Source organism: Paenibacillus sp. NPDC058898, assembly GCF_049316025.1.
GTDB lineage: Bacteria > Bacillota > Bacilli > Paenibacillales > Paenibacillaceae > Paenibacillus_AQ.
This window is the reverse complement of record NZ_JBMOSM010000017.1, coordinates 54,439-74,931: the sequence shown is the minus strand read 5'-3', so window position 1 is coordinate 74,931 and position 20,493 is coordinate 54,439. Positions and strand designations below refer to the sequence as shown.

Genomic DNA, 20,493 nt, shown 5'->3' with positions numbered 1-20,493 from the left:
AGACGGAAAATGAGCGTTATTGGCACGATCGATTCGGTAAAATGGCTGACGGTTTATGAGTTGGTTATGTGCATCATCAGTTTATTCGTATTGACGGTTTACGCGGTACCTATCAAGAAATATTCCAGATGGTTTGATTTTTTCCCCAGTGTGGGTGTGCTCGCAGCCATTGCAAGTATCCTGTCCGGGGATATGACCCTTTTGGCTCTGATCATCGAGTCGCTGACGCTAATCGTGTTTTTATGCACAATAAGGAGACTGTTAAAGCGCAAAGTCTGGACGGCTCCAAAGAAGAAAGCATTCAGGATCGTTAGGAGCGTAATCTGCGTATGCGGAGTTGTCCCCATTGTGTTTGCGTTAGCAAACGCGGGAGTATTACGGTACAACCCGGTTAGCGATTTTAGCGGCATGAGCTACTCCAAGGCGTTCGTGGCCATGAATGAAAGATTATCGCGGGAATATCCGTTCGGGGAATGGAAGAAGATCGAATGGAATGAGCGCCGAAGCAAGTATGAGCCTATATTCAAACAGGCCGAGAAAGACGAAGACTTCGATTTGTACTATAAAACGTTAAGAGAATATCTGTTTTCGCTGCGGGACGGACATATCAAAATTATTAACGATAATGTGTACGATGGGAATACGGTATTTAAAAAGGAAGTTGGCGGCGGCTTTGGACTAAGCACCGTTCAATTGGATAACGGTAAAGTTGTCGTAAGTCTGGTTTTAGAGAACAGCCCCGCGGCCAAGAGCGGAATAAAGCTAGGTGCGGAAATCGTCGCGTGGGACGGAAAAACGGGGAAGGAAACGTTCGACCAGACGACTTGGAACGAGAACAACATGGCTACGGATGAGGTGAAGAGGTTCAATCAGGGGCGATTTATGGTGCGCGCGCCGATTGGCAAGGAAGTACAGGTCGAATTTCGCAATTGGGGGGAGTCCGAGCATATCCGTACGAAGCTGACGGCTTATGACGATCAATTCGAGACGTTGAAGAAGACAAGAATCCAACTCACCCAAGCCGATCTGGATGCTTCCCCCATCGAAGGGAGAATTCTTGGCAACGGCTATGGATATGTGAAAATCAAGCATTTTCTCCCCGACTCAAACGCCACCTCACCGGAAAAAAGCCTGGCGGACCTATTGAAAATGTTCCAGGACAGGCACGCAAAAGGCTTGATCATCGATCTGCGGAACAATCCCGGCGGGGACGATCAGCTTGCCGCCAATCTGGCCGGTTTCTTCGTCAAGGAGATGAAACACTATGAGTATGTCAGTTATTACAACAGATACACGGGGAAATTTGAACTGAACCGGAATGAAGTCGTCAAGGTCAAGCCCGTAAAGCCCTATTTCGACGGGAAGGTGGCCATCTTGATCAACAGCAGGACCGGAAGCTCGGGAGAAGGGATGCCTCTTGTTCTAAAAGGCGTACCCAATGTCAAAATCGTAGGGTTCACCTCAACGGCCGGTTCGTTCGGACTTATGAGCAGCCCGATCGAGATCAAGATGCCGGAAGGCTACGTCATCCAGTTCCCCGATGGAAGGTCGCTCAATCAGAACAAGAAGGTCCAGGGAGACGCCGACCAAACCGGAGTGGGGGGCGCGGTTCCCGATATCAAAATCCCCCTAAATGAAGAAACGTTCAAAGCAAGCATGATGGACGGGCAAGACGTCGAGTTGGAGTATGCAATCGAAGCGATGAAGAAATAAATAGACGTCCGGTTTGGTTGGCCATGCCCGTTAGGATCAGATATTTCTTGTATTCGGTGAAATTTTTGGCTTCACCGTATATAAAAAAGGCAGGGGGGGCCCTTATCCTGCCTTCTTGCGTCTTTTAGGTTTCTACTGTACTAAACTATCAAAATCCGGCTGCAATTTGTTCCGCAAAACATACAGCATGATGGCACCGACAAGGAATGCGACGGCATCCGCAATGACGAGCGACCAGACCACCCCGTGGAAGCCGTTCATCCGATTGGCGATATAGAGCACAGGAATCAGAGTAACTCCTTGAATAACGGACATAATAAACGCGGCCGTTCCTTGCGCTGTTGCTTGGAAGATCCCCGTAAACAACGTGGTCATTCCTGTAATGAACAAGGATAAGAACGTCACATGCAAAATGTAGCTGCCCATTTCTATTAATTGCGGGTCATTCGTAAATAAACCGATTAAGTGATCGGAAATCAGATAGACGATGACACCGAACACGACGGCTAACGCCACAATCGCTTTGATCGTAAATCCAATAGTTTGCTTCATCCGTAATTTATTCGCTGTAAAGGAAAAGGCAATGAGCGGCACGACTCCCTCGCACAAGCCCATCAGAATAAACTCAGGAAATTGCAATAAACGTGATGAAATTCCGTAAGCCGCTACGGCCGGCTCTCCATATTCAACAAGAAAACGATTTAAGATAAGCGACATTGCACCCAAAAAGATACTCATAATAAAGACGGGAACTCCGATTTTGAATACATTGCTCAGAATCTCCTTGGAAGCTTTGAACCATTTTACGGAGACGGTTAAGAATTGGCTCTTGTATCTAATATGGAGGGCGTAGAATGCACTCGCAACCAAGTTGGAAATGACCGTAGCAGACGCAACGCCGATCACATCCCAATGGAACACGAAGATGACGAACGCATCGAGAATAATATTGACAACCACACTGAGAATCATACCGATCATCGATGTGATGGCTGCACCCTCCGAGCGCACGATATTCTCCAACGTGAAGAATAATACGACGATTGGTGAACCGATAAGCATAATCGTGACATAGTCCTTCGTGAATCCGAAGGAGTCAGGCGTTGCCCCGAGGCCATAAACGATGGGATCGATCAACGGGAGACCGACGGCCATCACAATCAGACCGAGAACCAAACTGCTGTAAAAAGCGAATGACGATACTTGCTTTACGTCATCATATTTTTTCTCTCCCAGCAATCGAGAGATGAATGTACCGCTACCGATGCCAATCAAGTTGCCTAGCGCCATGATAATTGCGAATAGCGGCAAGGTTAGCGCGAGTGCGGTTAACATGGCGGTATTGTGAAGTGTACCAAGGAAATAGGCATTCAAGATGGAATAGATGACACTCAATGACGTGCCTAGCATCATAGGTACAGCGAAGTGAGCTACGGCTTTTCCGACCGGGGCTTTTTCAAAGTAATAGAGGTTTTCTGCATCCATGCGGGTCACTACTTTCTTTATTTATTTTGAGTCCAATCTTACAGTGTTAGTTTGAACCTTACAGTGTTAGATGATATCATGAACCTATGAACCTGTAAAGTATAAACTTACACTGTTAGATAAAAGGGCGGATAACGATGAAAAAACAGCAGCCTCAGATTTCGGAGGATAGGATTTTGGAAGCCTCGTGGGAGTTACTTGGTGAGGAGGGGATCGAGAAATTCAGCATGAGACGATTGGCCGTTAGGCTAGGGATTCAGGCTCCCTCTATATACTGGTACTTTAAGAGCAAGCAGAATCTCTACCAGCGTCTGGCCAACCAGGTATCGAAAATCATTCTGGAGGAGTACCACTCCGAGGGGGACTGGAAGGAGCAGCTGAAGGGACTTGCGGTAACGGTCCGAAGCGTGCTCAGCCGGTATCCTTGCTCCACGCAGCTCATGATGTCGACGCTGCCCCACGAACCGGACATCATCCGGTTCACCAACCGTATGCTGCTTTGCGTGGAATCGACGCCGCTTGAGCAAGAGCAAAAAATACAAGCGGTTCTTACGATTATGAATTATGTCTTCAACTTCGTTCTGGACGATTATGAGCACCAGCGCAATGTCTCCGCGATTCTTAAGGACCATGGAGCGGGAGCGCTTCCGGGTGAGGAAATGACTCGCCTTCTGGATTCCATGAGCGAGACGGATGCAGGACTGTTCCGGAGAATGTTCGCGAACGGGCTGTTCGAACTGATGGGGACCGACAAGGCGTTCGAGTTCGGCTTGAAGCTGATTCTGCTCGGGATTGAGCAGGTGATAAAGGAGCAGGAGAAGTAGGAAGTAAGAACCGCCCATCCGGTGATCGGATGGGCGGTTTCGAAAGGCTTACCGTTTAGTCGCACCAAAATTCGCCCTATAGATGATACGGGGAACCGTATCACAAGTAAGGCGAAATTTGAATCCAATCGGTCACCGTAATTAAATATATCTCTACATACGACACACGTTATAGTGTGTCTCGCATCTCCGAGAAAGCGGCGAATGTACACGCATATAATAGAGGTGTATTCATGAATAAAGGGAGAGCACTCCGTTGCAGTCCCATGCGCACAGTGGTTTTGGAGAAGGCCATAGGAGAAGTGGAAGCAGATTCAATTTCAAATGGGGCTCAGCTTGCATTAGACTGCTGAGCCCTGTCAGAAATAGAACGCTTTTGGGTTGTATCTTTATTTTGAAAGCTGAATGGAGCTGATCAGTTCATTCAATTCGGACTGTAATTGCAGATGGAGTTTCTCTACGATCGAAAAATTGGTGGCCGCAACATAGTAGGCCTTAATTTGAGAATCGATGGCTTCGGCTTCCGCCAGATGGGAGGTGGCCTCTTTCATTTTTGCCGAATAGCGCGCTTTGATACCGGCTATTTCGGCAGCATGAGCTTCATCTGTTCCAGGAGCTACAGTCCGTGTATACATATCTAGGATCTCATCCCCGTCCCGATCCGGAAAGTATTCGTGCGGAGCGGTGCTGTCAAAGATAGCTGTTCGAAGCTTCGGGAATATCAACATATCCAAACTGTTCGGATCAAAGCCGCAATGAAATACTTGAGCTTCGATTCCTTTCTGTTCGGCAGCGGAGGCAAGCTTTTTCAGCAGAGTCGATTTGCCAGATCCCGCCCTTCCTTTGATGAAAATCCGTCTTTCCAGCTGAGAGGTCAAGCTTTGAATAAAATCGAATGCCCCCCTCGGAGTCGCAGCTCCGAAAAATAAGTGGCGCGAAGCGGTTGGCGTATCGCTTTCATGACCGGCGTATAATTCTTGAATCAAATCCTGCGCAATCTGGTCGGCCTTCGAGAAATCCATATTTTCGATATAATATTTTTCCCACTCGTCATGAATCCGCAATGCCATTGCGAACGTTTCATACACTTTTGAATAGGCGCTCTCAAGCTTGCCTCTAAGATCTTCTATCGTTATGAAGTGTTCCGGTAAAATAAGGCTGTTATCCAACGCTTCCTCGAAGTGGATAAAGACGATTTCACCGGCCCCGCTATCCGAAATCCCCTTAAAGACTCGCCCGTCGACAATACCAACCTTCAATTCCGTTAAAATGATGCCATCCAGTTCGTCGGGACGGAGAGGGGAGTGGAAGCATTGCACATGCAAGTCATTATCCAGCAGGCTATCCGCCAAGCTTTGAATGACCGTCGATTTCCCCGTACCTTGGGGCCCCGTAAGGACAAATATCTTGTTTAGCCCATCAAATGCGGATGTATACAAGAAATGAGCTCCGCGCGCAGTGTTGCCGTGGGCAAAATAGTGAGATGAATTTACTACCAACTTGAAACACTCCTTTGTGCTTATTCCGATTAGCAAAGTTTACAGAATAAGCATGATTGGGATAAGTGCCTATTCATTTGTATATTCCGCATTGTAAAAAATGGTGTTCGTCCGATCCCATGTTTTTCGCTACTTGTTGACGGGGCTACAGAAGGTCCAGGTTCACCCGACTGCTTTGATAGGCGTAAGGCAGAGATGGGATTTCGGATTTGGGAAAGGCTGTAACCCCCTAGATCCGACTTTGGAATCAATTTCCTGGCCGGACTTGCGTGAACCGTGCGGCAATCTCTATAGTAGAAGGGAACGACATACGAACGGAGTGGTAGGGTAGAATGGAGAGCGGACGCGTGCTTCAGCAAGATTTGGATGAAAAAAGTGAGTATCAGCGGTTATTTCAAATGTATCTGCTGTTTGAGGAGAAAGTGGAACGGCCGAATGTGGAAGCCGTCCGGAATGCGTTAGAAACCCGATGCGGGAAAACGGAAACCGTGTCGGCAGATGGCGCATTATCGTCGTTTGCCGTAGAGGCTTATAAAGTAGCCTACCAGGAGGGGAACTTGCCAGCTCAGGTGATGATGGCAGACGTTACTCCTTTTCAACCGGAGACGATTACCGACTTGGAGCGCACCCAGTTTTGGACAATGCCGGATGCCGAGGACGTTCTGGAAAAATGCCGCTATAAGCTGCTGATCAGCGACTTCATGGCGGCGGGGCTGGACTATAAATCGCGCAGCGCCTTATTGGCGGATTGGCTGGAGGCTGCTGTAAGTCTATTCCCCACCTGCAAAGCGATCTGGATTCCATCAAGCGGGAAATTGCTGCATACGGCCGAAATTGCGGATAATCCGTACGAAGGAGCTGCCCGGTTCTTGCAGTTCGGCATGAATATCCGCTATTTTACCATTCATGGGACCGAAGACAGCTTGATCGATTCACTCGGTCTCTTTGCGCTCGGCCTTCCGGATGTCCAGTACCACTTTCATACATTGGATCCGAATGACGTGTCACGGCATGCATTCAATGTCGCAGCCTACTTGTTTGAAGCGGATGTGCCGGTGAGCGACGGCGAAACGATCGCCGGCTTGCTGAATGGGGAGATGGCGCCGGACGTGTATTGGCCCTGCAGGTTCGAAATGTCGCTGATCCAGCCTTCCAGAGAAGTGATGGACGTCAGTCCGGGCGAATATGCGGCAGGAGAACGGGAATAAGTCCGGCCGACGTATGACCGAGCACCTCGCGCCGAGAGTCGCGTGAGGTGTCCCGATCCAGCCGACTGAATCGTCATGTAAGGAAGCTTTTCGTACAAACAAAACAGAGAGAGCAACACGTAGTGGCAGTCACTCGTGTTGCTCTCTTTTCTAAATACTAGGCTTCTTAACGACGGGAATTCAAACTTCCATTTTAGTACATGCAGTCGCCATGATCATTTAGACCAGAGATCTCTGCTCTTATTCGTGTTCGACGACCTGTTTGCTCTTAAATTTATCTGCTGCTATTTCAAATTTCCATGGCCCCTTCATATCAATAATCGGTTTGGATACAGTAATATCCAGTTTTCCCGGGTCGTTAGGATCATAACTAACCGAGAAAGATTTCAACACGCCAGTTGTTGCATCACGTGCCTTGTACGATCCAAGTGTAGTATCTATGGAAACATCGAAATCCTTTAAAGAACGATTCAGTTGTTGCGTGTTTGGCATCTCTACATATATCTCTATCAGGTCTCTGTTATCTGGCGACTTGAATTTTTTGAATTTAGTCAGTTCTACTGAGTAACCAGCTATGTCGAAGGATTGGTTTAATTGTCCTTCTTGTCCGTCCGGAACGTTGATCGAGAAATTGGCTTCCTCATGACCGACACTCATCAATTGCGGGATGGTTAACGTGTATTTCCTAACATCTGAGCTTCCCAAGTTGAAATAAATGTCTTTAAAAGGCGTCTGTATACCCTTGTTATCAATTGGATAGTCATTACTAAATTCATCTGTAATGCTGATATTATCATTCAGTATAAGATCGCCTTTCTCGGGAAAATGATTAAAATATCTGAATGCATTTGAGTGTTCCGTACTTAAAAATATTCTGCCCTTATGACCTGCAGGAGTTGGAATAGCCGTAATCTCGAGATCATGGATTTCCATGGAATCACCGATAGCGTTTAGGCTGTCAATGGTATCCACCTTGCTAAGTGGAATGGTAAATAACTCCTTCTTGTAATCATCAAAAGACAACTGTGCATAATCTTTAATATCAACATGACCATAGAACTTATGTGTGATTTTTGAAAAGCCACCGCTACCGTATGTTGAAACAGATGAGCTTTCGTACACCTCACCAGACTCGCTTATGATATTAATCTTAAAAGAACTCTCTGTATATGCGTTCAATTCAATTGTCGTCATATCCTTTTGAACCAACATAGAAGTTATGGTAACGTCATGATTGCTAAGTTTAATATCAACTGGTTCTGTCAGCATATAAGAATCTGTGCTACTCTCTTGAACCACACCGATTCCTGGAATGAATTGCAGAGCCCTTTGAATTGCCGCTGAAAGATGCGGATTGAATGTAACTGCTGCGCTAATGGAGAGTACGCTGATCAAGAAAGCAGCAACAACTCGATTCATAACCCGCTTCCTCTTTTTTGGAGCAGCTAATGCCGCATCCCATTCTTCTTTCGCTTGATGAATGCCCATTAAACTTCGTTCATGAAGCATTGCAGGAATAGGGATTTCCTCAATGGCTTGTTTTATATTATTGCTCATATACAGACTCCTCCTTAACTACCTTCCTTAGCTTATGCAAGGCGCGGTATAGTATCGTTTTGCTGGTACCGAGAGGGATTTGCAGGACTTTGGCAATCTCCTTGATCGTGAAATCATGATAGAATCTCAGCAGGACTACGCTTCGTTCATCCTCATCTAACTGTTCAATTAATTGTTTTAATGAAATCGAAAGCGGCACATCGTAATTCTCATTACTGACAGCGAAATCGATGTGTTCGGGCTTTAGATGAACGACTTCTTTCCGCTTACGAAGCAGATCGATTGCACAAGTTATACAAATTCGGATTAACCACGTTTTAAAATATTTTGGTTCCCTCAGGGTCGCAATTAGCTTGAATGAGCGATAGGCAGTTTCCTGGATGACATCCAAAGCGTCCTGTTGATTGTTCACGTACACGAAGGCTGTTCGATACAATTGCTGCTCATATTGCTGAAATAGCGTGATGTACGCATGGTGATCACCTGATCGTGCTTTATGTACGAGATTTTCGATTCTCCTCACCTACTTATTAGTTCATATATCTAATTAGACGTATCAAAGAAAGAGGATGGCTTTATTATCCAAGATTTTTGTATGGGATCATCATTGTCATGGCGGCTGTTATCGTTGCCGTGAAGCGCATCTCATGAAGTATCAGGACGTTCTGTGGAGGGATGGCCCAAATAAACAAAAACGGCTTCACCGTCCCAATAGGACGGCAAAGCCGTTTTCTTTATGCTGCAAAAGTGGACTTCATTCTTTATTGTACAACCTGCCAAACATCTAATTTACTAGGCACATTGCCTTGTGTCCACCACTTGGCTTGGTACGTAACTCCTTCATATATGACGCGATCTCCGCCATTGTAAGCTTTGCTCGCATTCCATACTGGCGTTTTGCTGCTGTTCAATAGCTTCCATGCATCAGAAGTATCCGGCTGATCGCCTTGCGTCCACCACTTCGCTTCATATTCTATGCCTTGAAACAGAACGTGGTTTCCGCTTGTATACACCTTGGCTGATTCCCACTCTGGTAATTGTCCGGTTGGCTGTTCTTTTGTTTTCACTGTAATAGAGTTGCTCGCATCCGATATATTGCCTGCTGCATCAACCGCCTTCACAAAGTACGTGTACTCTGTGTTTGGCTGCAAGCCGCTGTCCGTTGCCATTGTACCTGTTACCGTCTGTACTTTAACGCCATTACGATAGACTTCATAATGCTTCACCCCTACGTTATCCGTAGATGCGCTCCACATTAGATTGATCGTCGAGGTCGTCTGTCCCATAGTGTGCAAGGATGTCGGTGCCGTTGGGGCAGTTGTATCGTCAACCGGGATTGGCTTCGTTGTCACTGTAATCGCAGCACTTTCCTTGGAAACATTGCCTGCCGCATCCACAGCCTTTACTGTGTATGTGTAGGATGTATTTGCTTCCAAACCTGTATCGACAACCGATGTGCCTGTTACCGTCTGTACCTTCATACCATTACGATATATATCATAATGACTAACCCCTACGTTATCGGAAGCCGCATTCCAGCGCAATTCAACAGTGTTCGTCGTTTGTACAGGAGATGTCACAGCAGTAGGCGCCGTTGGTGCCGTTGTGTCCTCTGGGTTTGGATTCCCGTTATCATCGTTAATCAAATTCACATCCATTACCTGATAAAAAGCATTCGCCGTATCCGCAATTTCCCATACACCCAGAATCACATGATAGCCGCTGCGATCTGTCGGCACGTTAATTTGGTGTACAACCGTTGTTGACGGCTTGGCTCCACCATCGTTAAACGTCTCGATAAGCTCCAAATCAGCACGAGCTAACGGCTTGTCGGGGTTCCAATCTTTCTTGGTGATGTAATATTTCCATTCTCTCGTAGCGTGTGGTGCAGTTAATGTCCACTTAATGGTATTCTTGCCGCCATTCATCGTTACTTTACTCCAGCGACTAGCTGTCTGCTCGTCAAGCTGTGGGAACACACCAGCACCAGCAATTTGGCCATCAGCAGGCCCTTTAGCCGGGAAAGTCCCTAATCCTTCCACGCTTTGCGGCTCGTATTGCACGGGACCGCAGTTTTTGTTCGTCAGATCCTTGCACAGAGCAGCACGACTAGAGTGAATATAACCATGAGCAGATACTTGATCCGCAAATATAATTGATCCAATGACTCCACATACGAGCAGCGGTGCTACTTGCAGTACCTTTTTCCTCCAAGAATTATTCCTTACCTCTCCATTTTGGTTTAACCGCTTAAACTTTTTGCTAATCATCGTCTCGCTCCTTTAAATTAATTGCTGTCTCTATTGAGATACCAATAATTATCGGATAATGTGGCAGATTATGTATAGAAAGCTGGTAAAATAATTCCTATGGCGCATCTGCTAGTCCTACTCCTTCGTACGAATACATTTTCTCTAAGTTATTTGAACTAGATAGAATCGTGCAACCCCTCTTTATTCGATAATAGGCAGTCTACTCATCTCCAATACCTCATACTCCCTCCACTCTTCCGGCAGCAGACTCCTGTACATAGCTTGCAAGTACCGATCATCGACTAGCATCAGAATGCCGCTCTCCTGTTCTGAGCGAATTAATCTGCCGCCTGCTTGCAGTACTTTGTTCACGGGGTACACGTAGGCGTAGTCATTGCCATTCTTACCTGTGCTACTAAAGTAATGCTCCCCTTTACTTTTGAATGGCTTGGTGCTAATATTGGTTTCGATAGTTATAGAACTGCAGAAGGGATACGGGGAGGTGATTATCATGGGAGAAAATCAAGAAGATATCGGGCAAGCGGTTAAAGTGTATAAAGCTTTGGGGGAACCAACCCGGCTGAAAATCGCTCTACTGCTCGCGAAAGAGAGCAATTTATGCTTTACCGCCGTCGGTGAAAGGCTTGAGTCGGTTGCAGGCTCGACGCTATCGCATCATTTGAAGCAATTGACGGACTCTGGCTTGATTGATTCTCGCAAGAATGGATCGTATATTCACTATAACGTCAATCGAGAAATAGCAGAAAAATTTGCGCCCTTTTTGTTGGCGTAATTTTTTCCAAAATCACTTCGATATGTTTAGAACAATAGAAATGATAAGAATTATACTTGAATGAAGTTTTAGCGAACGAGTCGATTAAGAAGGAGAGAATGACTATGAGCGATCAAACGAATACGATGGAGATTGGAATGAGCACATTCCTCCATGCAATCCCCCGAAATGGCGGTGTCTCACATGCCGAGAGGCTGCGCCAAGCGATCGAAGAGATGCAATTAGCAGATCAAGTTGGCCTCGACGTCTATGCCGTCGGCGAGCACCATCGAATCGACTATACAAGCTCGTCGCCAGCTGTCATTCTGGCTGCCGCTGCCGCTACAACGAAGCGGATCCGGCTCTCGAGCGCAGTGACGGTGCTATCTTCGGATGATCCGGTGCGGGTGTACCAGGACTTTGCAACGCTGGACGGTCTATCGAACGGGCGAGCGGAGATCATGGCCGGACGGGGATCGTTCATCGAATCGTTTCCGCTATTCGGCTATGACCTAAGAGATTACGAGGAATTGTTTGAAGATAAACTGGAACTGCTGTTAAAGATTCGGGCCTCCGAAAAGGTGACCTGGCGCGGCGGTCATCGCCCGGCGGTTGACAACATGGGAATCTATCCTCGTGCACAGCAGGAGCCCTTGCCTGTCTGGATCGGTACGGGCGGCAACCCGGAATCAGCTGTTCGGGCCGGTTTGCTGGGACTTCCGATTGCCTTCTCTATCCTGGGAGGGGAGCCGCAAAGATTCGCACCCTTGGTGGAGCTTTATAAAGAGGCCGCCGTGAAAGCCGGTCACGATCCGAATAAGCTGCAAATTGCTACGCATTCGCATGGCTTTATTTCGGATACGACAATAGAGGCAGCTAAGCGGTATTATCCTGTCATGGCCGAGCAAATGAACCAAATTGGTCGGGAACGAGGCTGGTCTCCTTATACACGTGACTCGTACGATTCAGCCCGCAGCCTTCACGGCGCTCTTTATGTCGGAGATCCCGAATATGTCGCAGAGAAGATTGTGCTGCTGCATAAGAACCTAGGCTTGACTCGATTCATGATGTACAACGATTTCAGTTCATTGCCGCATCGCGACTTGCTGCGGACGATTGAGCTTCTCGGCACCAAAGTAGCGCCGATTGTCCGTAAGGAGCTCGCCCGTCAGACGTAAGGCCATAACGCTTAAAGCAGAGTACGAATGCTTGGAACGAGGAGGCTTGATTGAGCCGAGAAATGAAGTCGGCGAATTGAGCATTATTTTTTAAATATGACTTCTATAGATTTAGATCTGTTGAAATGAAAAGAGGAGAAATAGATGGGGAATTCATGGAAAATTTATATTCTGGCCATTGTCAGCTTTTTAGTCGGAACTTCGGAGTTTGTGATTGCTGGCATTTTGGATATGCTTGCAAGTGATATTGGAGTGTCGGTAGCGGCGGCCGGGCAGTTGATTACGGTCTACTCGCTTGCTTATGCCATCGGCACCCCGATTCTTATTGCACTCACGGCAAAAATGGATCGAAGAAAGCTTATGCTATCGGCTTTGGGATTATTTTTCGTTGGGAATTTGATCACTGTCACAACTACAGGCTACGGCATGCTGCTCGGAGCAAGAATTATTTTGGCGATCAGCACGGGGGTATTTATGGTCGTCGCCCTGACGGTTGCCGCCAAAATATCTCATCCTGGAAAACAGGGTAGCTCTATCGCCACGGTTCTGGTGGGCTTTAACCTCGCACTTATTCTAGGGGTTCCGCTTGGGAGGATCATTGCGGGCTCACATGATTGGAAAATCATCTTCACGGGAGTCGGAGCCCTGAGCTTGGTCGCGATGTTGGTCCTTTTGCTGACAATTCCGAAATCGGAAGGAGAGGCTCCCGTTCCTATTCGGGAACAGCTCGCCTTATTAAAAAGCCCCCGAATCACTGTCGCGCTTTCCATCAGTTTTTTCTGGATATTGGGTTATACGATGCTGTACACCTATATAACGCCGTTTCTTCTGGACATTACAGGAATGAGCGAAGGGATGGTAAACGTCGGGCTGTTTGCGTTTGGGCTGGCCAGTCTCATAGGCTCCCAAGTTGGCGGCTACGGTGCAGATAAATGGGGTATCCCCCGTACGATGATTGGAGGCTTGCTCTTTCACTCCGGAATATTATTGTTACTGACTGCGTTCTCCCACTCGTCCATGTTCGTGTTGCCTTTGCTTATGTTATGGTCCTTTTTCGCTTGGTCGACGGGGCCGGTTCAACAAGTTTATTTAATCGGCATGGCTCCTCAGGCTTCGGGGATCATCCTGAGTTTGAACAATTCTATCGTGCAGTTGGGAATGGCCGTAGGGGCTGTAATTGGGGGTATCGTTGTAGACAGCATCTCTCTTGCAGCAGTTGGTTGGTTTGGCGGAGTCGGCGTCGCAATTGGACTCATCCCGGCTATTATTTCTTTATCCATGCGTCGCCGATCTGCAGGTGGCGGAACGAAACGGAGCGTAACCGACAAAACGGAGGTTTGAAAACCAAGTCTCTATATAATCACCGACAGACCAGGCTGCCGATTTCTTCGGTGGCCTTCTGTGCATGTTAACTTGATTATAGCTTCTGGATAGGGTAATAAAAAGGGAGATAGAGGACATCTAAGTTATAATTCGCCACACTTTGACCCTTGGTTTCGAGCAGCTAAATCAACAATAATTTACTTTTTGAGCAGTAGCATAAACAGCCCTTAAATTTTATGGTGCTTAAATTCACACTGGACGTTAAAATCAGCATGATAATGAAGATTAAAAAACTTGTGGACTACTTTATGGTTGAGAGGACGGTCTTTGTGTGGCAAAAAAGAAAACAGTGAAAAGAATCAACAAGATTCTCCTGACTTCGATAGGCGGAATTGCACTTACTTTGGGTGTCTTGGCGGGTTATGTTTATTTCTTCATACTTGAAAAACCTGCTGAACCGGATAAATGGGCTGCTGCGGAGCGCTATGTCTGGAATAAAATCAAGTTTGACCAGGATGCACAAGTAATTTCTGCCGACGGTTCGGAATATTATTTACTTGCCAATAAGGGAGCAGCTGCAGAAGATAAATTGATCATTTATTTTTCTGGGGGCGGTGTGGCCTGGGATGTGGTGACTGCCGCGCAGCCAATTAATCTGAGTAATGTCATGAAGAACGGTGAGATCAAATATTATTTTCCGAACATTCCATTCTTTAAAGTAAGTACGCTTGGCGGCCTGTTGAAAAATAATAACCCCGACAATCCGTTCAAGGATTGGAATATTGTATATATCCCTTATTCTACTGGTGATCTGCATATCGGGAATGCATCCAAGGAATATACGGACGCCAAAGGCAAGTCGTTTACAATGCGTTACAACGGTCAAGCCAATACGCGCGCAGCATTGGCATGGATTGTAAACCATTTCGCTGCGCCGGAAAAGATCCTCATCGCGGGAGAAAGCGCCGGAGGATTCGGAGCTGCGTTCTGGGCACCTGAGATCGCGAAACGCTACCCGGATGCCCGCATTTATCAATATTCGGACGGCTCCTACTTAAATGCCAACCGCTGGCCGGATATTATCGATAACGAATGGAAGGTCAACTTTGCAGAAACCTTTGGTTATGAAGTCAACGGCGATTTGATTTCGTCCGTATTCGCGGCGAACCGCAAGCTGCTCCCGGACAATGCGGTACTTTTGCAGTCCAATACGCTTTATGATGAGCTGCTGTTCGACTTTGAGAAGGATCTGAATGGTGACGTTTTGGATGATGGCGAATATGTACATCGCTGGTCGGCCCGCATGCTGCAATCTGCCGGAGAGCTAACTGAAGGATTGCCAGGCTACTATTATTACATCACGGATTACGGTCTTAACGAGAAGACGGGCAGGACACCACATACACTCTCCCCATTAAATCATTTTTATACAGCCGAACAGGACGGAGTAAAGCTGATGAAGTGGCTGGACGATGCCGTGAATAAGGATGAATATTACTCCGTGGGTCGGCATTTTGTAGAGACTTTTCGCCGATAGTTCCATTAAGCTGAACCGTATCACAAGTAGGGCGAGATGCAAAGGGGCGTTTTCCGATATTCTCCAGAAAATACGAATCGGTCGTCCTAAGCTGTCTGAGGAAAGCAGAACTGTCCTTTTAGGCTCTCGGCGACCCTAAGGGAATCGTTGCCGCCAAAACTAACCTGTTGTATGAAGTGCCGTCTATCTGAAGAGCATATACCTAAGCCATAATATTGATCCTAACGAGTACATTGGGACGGATCATTGGCTGCTTCCAGTGACGGGAACGTTCATGATTAAACGAATACTCCGTTATCCGTTCCGCACAATTTAATTTCCTGCAATTAATAATGATAGAGGAGAATGATAAACATGACCAAAAAAATTATTCTTGAGCCTGCCGCACGACAATTCGTTGAGGCTACTGCGAATCCACCCTACTTATTCCATCTTGGACCTGAGAAGGGAAGAGTTACGGTAGACGAAGTTCAATCGGGAGATGTCAAGAAACAGGATGTAGATATTGAGGATCTCAGCATCCCAGGCGGACCAAGCGGTCAAGTGTCCATTCGGATCCTACGTCAGGCCGGACAATTGCTTAAAACTGTTTTGTACATTCATGGCGCAGGATGGGTGTTCGGCAATGCCCATACCCACGACCGGCTGATTCGCGAGCTGGCGGTCAGAAGCGGATCCGCCATCGTATTTCCTAATTACAGCTTGTCTCCCGAAGTCAAATATCCGACAGCCCTTGAAGAGATCTATGCTACACTGCAATGGATCGCTTCCTCCGGCAAAGCTCATGGCCTGAATTCAGATCATATCTCCATCGGGGGCGACAGCGTCGGCGGCAATATGACAGCGGCCATTACGTTGATAGCTAAGGAAAGAAAAGGCCCCGAGATCAAACGACAACTGCTGTTCTATCCGGTTACGGATGCCGGAATGGATACGGACTCGTACCATGAATTCGCCGAAGGGTACTTCCTGCGCCGTGATGGGATGGCTTGGTTCTGGGAACAGTATACCAACAAACCGGAAGAGTTGAATGAAATCTATACCTCTCCTCTGAGAGCCTCCATCGACCAGCTTCGTGATCTCCCTCCGGCTCTCATCATCACGGCTGAAGCCGACGTTCTTCGAGATGAGGGCGAAGCCTACGGGAATAAGCTTCGAGAGGCTGGCGTGGACGTCACGACGGTGCGTTATCAAGGAATCATTCATGATTTCGTTATGCTGAATGATTTGGCAGATACGTTAGCCGCCCGTGGTGCGATTGCATTAGCCGGCGCTTGGCTAAAAGGCGGATTTCAATAATAGGTAAGTGGGTGCTGATAAACGGCCTCCGATGTGACAGAGGCGTTTCATTTGCCCGAAGTCAAAGCGTATGTGATAAAAAGTAATTTATTGCCTCTGAGACGTTAAGGTTTTTTTGTTCTTTTTGATCAGAGAAGTGATCACGTCTTCGTTAATAGTGATTTGAACTGCTTTTACGATACAAACAAGGCGTTTGCCGTTACGAGGTCAGGTGTCCCTACATAGAAATAAGCTAGAGTATTCCAGTGGGTAAACGGGTCGGAAAGTGATAATACTCTATGTATAATACTGAAACTTGGGAGAATTTTAAATAATAGGGATGTTTAATGAAAAATTGATTTTTCCTGCAAAAATGGCTTTCCCTCAGGTGAACTATAACGACCTTGTGGGACAGCCATTTTGTATAGCGGCTGTTAATCGATTATCGGAGCCAGCGTTCAGGGTCGTTTGGACCCTCTCATTATGACGGATCGTTATTCATTCGTTTCGCGGCTCCTCGTGCCCTTTCGACAATCGGAAGTCTAAAACAGTCCGTAAAAATTGTTTAAAACAGGAATTGATAACTATTTTTAGGATGTACTAGTTTATGATAAACTATTATTGTAAGCGCTTTATTATTATCTTCCGAAGGAGGCGAATCTGAAAACGATTGGCGTGCAATCGGGTAAATCGTCTGAAATCCAAATTACTGAGGAGGGATTTATAATGATGCGATTGTTCAAAAGCAAACAGACGTATTTCATTCTTCTGATCGCGGCGCTCGTGGCGGCATTGTTCCCCGCTCCCAACGCTAACGCGGCTTATTCGCTCGTATGGAGCGACGAATTCGACGGGCCTGCGATCAACGCCAACAATTGGACATTCGAAATCGGCACCGGTAGCGGAGGATGGGGCAACAACGAACTGCAATATTATACGAGCCGTTCGGATAACGCCCGGATCGAAAACGGCAATCTTCTGATCGAGGCGAAACGGGAATCCTACGGGGGGATGAATTATACTTCGGCCCGCTTGAAAACCCAAGGAAAAAAGAGCTTCAAATACGGAAGAATCGAAGCGAAAATCAAGCTGCCGAAGGGACAGGGGATCTGGCCGGCGTTCTGGATGCTCGGCGCGGACATCGGAACAGTAGGCTGGCCCAGAAGCGGCGAGATCGACATTATGGAGCATGTCAATAACGAGAACAACACGTACGGGTATATCCATTGGGATGCCAACGGTCACGCCTCGTATGGCGGACCCAGTCATTCGTTCGACGTGACCCAATACCACGTCTATTCCATCGAATGGACGCCAAGCGCGATCAAATGGTTCGTCGACGGCGTCCAGTTCTGGGAAGCCAATATCGAGAACAATATCAATTCGACGGAAGAGTTCCACAAGGAGCATTTTTTGCTGCTCAACATGGCGGTGGGTGGCAATTGGCCAGGCTCTCCGAACGCCTCGACCCCGTTCCCGGCCAAAATGTACATCGATTACGTTAGGGTTTACCAAGATGTCGCGAATCCGCCTGGAGACATCGTATCCGGCGGCACTTACAAATTGATCAATCTGAACAGCGGCAAATCCTTGGACGTCTCGGGCTCTGGAACGGCGCCCGGCACGAACGTGCAAATCTGGACCGACAACGGCACCGACGCGCAAAAATGGACAATCTACCGCAATGCGAACGGCACTTACAAATTGATTAACATGAATAGCGCCATCGCGCTAGACGTGGCGGGATCGGGCACGGCCAACGGGACGAACGTACAGGTATGGACCGACTTGGGCAATGCCGCGCAGACATGGAATATCACCCGGAACGCGGACGACACTTACAAGCTTATCAACCCGAACAGCGGCAAAGTGCTGGACGTCGCCTCTTCGGGCACGGCCAACGGGACAAATGTGCAAATCTGGATGGACAACGGCACCGGCGCCCAGAAGTGGAACCTGATCCGATTACAATAAGAAGCGACGGGAAGAGCTGAAGAAGACGCGGCAATCGCGGCTTCTTCAGCTTTTAAGATCCGATGATGACCGCCGTTCTTCCGATGCTTAACGTTACCCATCTGTCCACGTAACTTTGCAGTTCTTCAGACCACACCCCCGTCGTCGGCGCGGTAACAGGACATGAAAGTCCTGCTGTGTCTTCATGATCCTCATTCGTGCATTCCTCCTTAAAATGAAAAGGGCCCCTCAAAAAGGAGCCAAGGTACTGGATCACGATTATTTTTGCCTGCAATGAACAGCAAACAGAATTGGACGAATATTACGACCATAGCTTCCCAGAAAAAATTAAAGATTCATACAAGCCCCCCATCCCCGCTGGCATTGGTCATTTCACTTTCATGATAAGGGATTGGTCCACCTCTTGAATGGAGCCTCGTCCAGATATAGCTAGTTGCAGTTCGGTTTCGGCAACAAGGTGTTTAATCACCTCTTCTACCCCGGTTTCTCCTGCAACAGCCAAGGCGTAAGCATACGGGCGACCGAGTAGGACGGCAGTAGCGCCAAGAGCGATGGCCTTTATGACATCCGCTCCTCTACGAATACCGCTATCCATGATGATTGGGATTTTCCCCTGTATCGATTCACTAATGGAAGGCAAGACGTCCAAAGTAGCTACGGCTCCGTCAAGCTGCCTACCTCCATGGTTCGAAACAATGATACCGTCAACGCCATGTTCCAAAGCCAAAATGGCATCGTCCGGGTGTGTAATTCCTTTAATAAGTAGGGGCAACCGGGTATGTTCACGAATAAAGTCAAGTTCCTTCCAAGTAAAACAGGTATTGTTCCCTTCATCTAAGGCTTTCAAGGCCGCTGCTTTGACGTTTTTATCAGGTGCTTCCCTGAGCTTTGAACAAAAGATTGGATCAGAGAAATAATTACCCATCCCGTGTCCTGTAAGGAACGGTAGGTATGCGTTACGTAAGTCAGTCTCGCGCCAGCCAAGGAGTGTCGAATCCACTGTGACAACGATGGCCTTGAATCCGGAATCCTCCGCACGTTTTAGGAAACTCTTTGTAAGTTCGTGATCTTTAGGGGGATAAAGTTGGAACCATCTAACACCATCTCCCACCTCTTTTGCCAGTTGTTCCATAGATACACTGGAAACGTTGCTGAGTATATAAGGTACTCCACATTTCGCCGCGGCTTTAGCGGGGGCAAGCTCACCATCGGGATGGAGAATTGTATTGACTCCGATCGGTGCTAGTAGGAAAGGAACGGGGAATTGGGTTCCAAAAATCGATACCGAGAGGTCACGTTTTGTAATGTCACAACACACCCGTGGTCTTATTCGATATTTCTGAAAAGCATCTACATTGCCACGATGTGTATCGCCTGCCCCTGCCGCGCCATAAACGTAGCCAAATGGCGCGGCAGCGAGGATTTCCTTTGCCCGGGTTTCCCATTCGTCGAACGATACTGGCAATAGCTTTGCGGCCTCATCACCGCAATGATAAAAGTCCATTTGTATTGTTTCGCTATCTATAGCCATCCGAATATCCCCCTCAATTTTTTTGGGGACATTTCCCCTACACTAAGTTTGATTATAGGAACGTCTCCAAAATCTCCTTGACTGAATGCCCAGCCATTTTGAAAAAGGGTCAACCCTTTCTAGCCTAAATAAGAATGCTCACCGCAGTTCTAGCTTGGACAAATGGTTGGAAAATTAGTCACTAATAAATCGATACAGATATCAATACCACAACCTCATTACGGCTCCTCGCGGATCGGAGATGCCGCAACCTCCTGCCTTCATGGCGGAGCAAGCCAAAAGATGCACGCTGCGTGGTCATTCAACCCACTCATCTCGACCCGAGGACGCTGAACCTTCCTCCTGACGATCCCCGTACGCCA

Annotated in this window: 16 protein-coding genes; 9 read left to right on the top strand and 7 right to left on the bottom strand. The window is 47.4% G+C overall.

What is annotated here, in order from left to right; all coding sequences use genetic code 11:
* Positions 1 to 9 precede the first annotated feature (9 nt).
* Complete coding sequence (locus tag ACOZB4_RS29740; protein WP_379411806.1) at positions 10 to 1,713, top strand: S41 family peptidase; 1,704 nt, start codon at positions 10 to 12, stop codon at positions 1,711 to 1,713.
* A 132-nt stretch (positions 1,714 to 1,845) separates the two neighbouring features.
* On the opposite strand, the gene ACOZB4_RS29735 is transcribed toward ACOZB4_RS29740, so the two are convergent.
* A complete protein-coding gene (locus ACOZB4_RS29735) occupies positions 1,846 to 3,198 on the bottom strand; it encodes an MATE family efflux transporter (protein WP_379411803.1) in 1,353 nt (450 codons plus the stop codon).
* A 137-nt stretch (positions 3,199 to 3,335) separates the two neighbouring features.
* On the opposite strand from ACOZB4_RS29735, the gene ACOZB4_RS29730 reads away from it, so the two are divergent.
* Complete coding sequence (locus tag ACOZB4_RS29730) at positions 3,336 to 4,022, top strand: TetR/AcrR family transcriptional regulator (protein ID WP_379411799.1); 687 nt, start codon at positions 3,336 to 3,338, stop codon at positions 4,020 to 4,022.
* 389 nt (positions 4,023 to 4,411) lie between these two features.
* Here the strand turns inward: ACOZB4_RS29730 and ACOZB4_RS29725 are convergent, their stop codons facing one another.
* Positions 4,412 to 5,521 (bottom strand): PRK06851 family protein, encoded by a 1,110-nt coding sequence (locus ACOZB4_RS29725; protein ID WP_379411796.1) that lies wholly within the window; start codon positions 5,519 to 5,521, stop codon positions 4,412 to 4,414.
* A gap of 332 nt (positions 5,522 to 5,853) precedes the next feature.
* Between ACOZB4_RS29725 and ACOZB4_RS29720 the strand changes: the two genes are divergently transcribed.
* Positions 5,854 to 6,729 (top strand): DUF4261 domain-containing protein, encoded by an 876-nt coding sequence (locus ACOZB4_RS29720; RefSeq protein WP_379411793.1) that lies wholly within the window; start codon positions 5,854 to 5,856, stop codon positions 6,727 to 6,729.
* 240 nt (positions 6,730 to 6,969) lie between these two features.
* Here the strand turns inward: ACOZB4_RS29720 and ACOZB4_RS29715 are convergent, their stop codons facing one another.
* The 4 genes from ACOZB4_RS29715 to ACOZB4_RS29700 all read right to left on the bottom strand — a co-directional run bounded on the left by ACOZB4_RS29715 (position 6,970) and on the right by ACOZB4_RS29700 (position 11,051).
* Positions 6,970 to 8,286, bottom strand: coding sequence for a hypothetical protein (locus tag ACOZB4_RS29715; protein WP_379411790.1), 1,317 nt, complete (start codon positions 8,284 to 8,286; stop codon positions 6,970 to 6,972).
* Entirely contained in the window at positions 8,276 to 8,809 is a 534-nt protein-coding gene (locus ACOZB4_RS29710) for a sigma-70 family RNA polymerase sigma factor (protein WP_379411787.1), read from the bottom strand. Before ACOZB4_RS29710 ends, ACOZB4_RS29715 begins: the two co-directional genes overlap by 11 nt.
* A 238-nt stretch (positions 8,810 to 9,047) precedes the next feature.
* Entirely contained in the window at positions 9,048 to 10,556 is a 1,509-nt protein-coding gene (locus tag ACOZB4_RS29705) for a lytic polysaccharide monooxygenase (RefSeq protein WP_379411784.1), read from the bottom strand.
* A gap of 183 nt (positions 10,557 to 10,739) precedes the next feature.
* Complete coding sequence (locus ACOZB4_RS29700) at positions 10,740 to 11,051, bottom strand: helicase C-terminal domain-containing protein (RefSeq protein WP_379411781.1); 312 nt, start codon at positions 11,049 to 11,051, stop codon at positions 10,740 to 10,742.
* Here ACOZB4_RS29700 and ACOZB4_RS29695 point away from each other — a divergent pair.
* From ACOZB4_RS29695 to ACOZB4_RS29670, 6 genes are all read left to right on the top strand, one after another.
* Positions 11,050 to 11,331: an ArsR/SmtB family transcription factor gene (locus ACOZB4_RS29695; RefSeq protein ID WP_098749556.1), complete on the top strand. Its 282-nt coding sequence runs from the start codon at positions 11,050 to 11,052 to the stop codon at positions 11,329 to 11,331. The genes ACOZB4_RS29700 and ACOZB4_RS29695 overlap by 2 nt on opposite strands.
* Positions 11,332 to 11,435: 104 nt before the next feature.
* Positions 11,436 to 12,488: an LLM class flavin-dependent oxidoreductase gene (locus ACOZB4_RS29690; protein WP_379411774.1), complete on the top strand. Its 1,053-nt coding sequence runs from the start codon at positions 11,436 to 11,438 to the stop codon at positions 12,486 to 12,488.
* Between the two features lie 144 nt (positions 12,489 to 12,632).
* Positions 12,633 to 13,829 (top strand): MFS transporter, encoded by a 1,197-nt coding sequence (locus ACOZB4_RS29685; protein ID WP_379411771.1) that lies wholly within the window; start codon positions 12,633 to 12,635, stop codon positions 13,827 to 13,829.
* Between the two features lie 313 nt (positions 13,830 to 14,142).
* Positions 14,143 to 15,348 (top strand): pectin acetylesterase-family hydrolase, encoded by a 1,206-nt coding sequence (locus ACOZB4_RS29680; protein ID WP_379411768.1) that lies wholly within the window; start codon positions 14,143 to 14,145, stop codon positions 15,346 to 15,348.
* A gap of 354 nt (positions 15,349 to 15,702) precedes the next feature.
* Positions 15,703 to 16,647, top strand: coding sequence for an alpha/beta hydrolase (locus ACOZB4_RS29675; protein ID WP_379411765.1), 945 nt, complete (start codon positions 15,703 to 15,705; stop codon positions 16,645 to 16,647).
* A gap of 705 nt (positions 16,648 to 17,352) precedes the next feature.
* Positions 17,353 to 18,600, top strand: coding sequence for an RICIN domain-containing protein (locus ACOZB4_RS29670; protein ID WP_379411762.1), 1,248 nt, complete (start codon positions 17,353 to 17,355; stop codon positions 18,598 to 18,600).
* Between the two features lie 367 nt (positions 18,601 to 18,967).
* On the opposite strand, the gene ACOZB4_RS29665 is transcribed toward ACOZB4_RS29670, so the two are convergent.
* Positions 18,968 to 20,131 (bottom strand): alpha-hydroxy-acid oxidizing protein, encoded by a 1,164-nt coding sequence (locus tag ACOZB4_RS29665; protein WP_379411760.1) that lies wholly within the window; start codon positions 20,129 to 20,131, stop codon positions 18,968 to 18,970.
* Between the last annotated feature and the right edge of the window lie 362 nt (positions 20,132 to 20,493).

Coding starts and splice junctions, on each gene's coding strand:
- ACOZB4_RS29740 (WP_379411806.1), top strand. CDS start 10: ATGAGCGTTATTGGCACGATCGATTCGGTAAAATGGCTGACGGTTTAT.
- ACOZB4_RS29735 (WP_379411803.1), bottom strand. CDS start 3,198: ATGGATGCAGAAAACCTCTATTACTTTGAAAAAGCCCCGGTCGGAAAA.
- ACOZB4_RS29730 (WP_379411799.1), top strand. CDS start 3,336: ATGAAAAAACAGCAGCCTCAGATTTCGGAGGATAGGATTTTGGAAGCC.
- ACOZB4_RS29720 (WP_379411793.1), top strand. CDS start 5,854: ATGGAGAGCGGACGCGTGCTTCAGCAAGATTTGGATGAAAAAAGTGAG.
- ACOZB4_RS29715 (WP_379411790.1), bottom strand. CDS start 8,286: ATGAGCAATAATATAAAACAAGCCATTGAGGAAATCCCTATTCCTGCA.
- ACOZB4_RS29705 (WP_379411784.1), bottom strand. CDS start 10,556: ATGATTAGCAAAAAGTTTAAGCGGTTAAACCAAAATGGAGAGGTAAGG.
- ACOZB4_RS29695 (WP_098749556.1), top strand. CDS start 11,050: ATGGGAGAAAATCAAGAAGATATCGGGCAAGCGGTTAAAGTGTATAAA.
- ACOZB4_RS29700 (WP_379411781.1), bottom strand. CDS start 11,051: ATGATAATCACCTCCCCGTATCCCTTCTGCAGTTCTATAACTATCGAA.
- ACOZB4_RS29690 (WP_379411774.1), top strand. CDS start 11,436: ATGAGCGATCAAACGAATACGATGGAGATTGGAATGAGCACATTCCTC.
- ACOZB4_RS29685 (WP_379411771.1), top strand. CDS start 12,633: ATGGGGAATTCATGGAAAATTTATATTCTGGCCATTGTCAGCTTTTTA.
- ACOZB4_RS29675 (WP_379411765.1), top strand. CDS start 15,703: ATGACCAAAAAAATTATTCTTGAGCCTGCCGCACGACAATTCGTTGAG.
- ACOZB4_RS29670 (WP_379411762.1), top strand. CDS start 17,353: ATGATGCGATTGTTCAAAAGCAAACAGACGTATTTCATTCTTCTGATC.
- ACOZB4_RS29665 (WP_379411760.1), bottom strand. CDS start 20,131: ATGGCTATAGATAGCGAAACAATACAAATGGACTTTTATCATTGCGGT.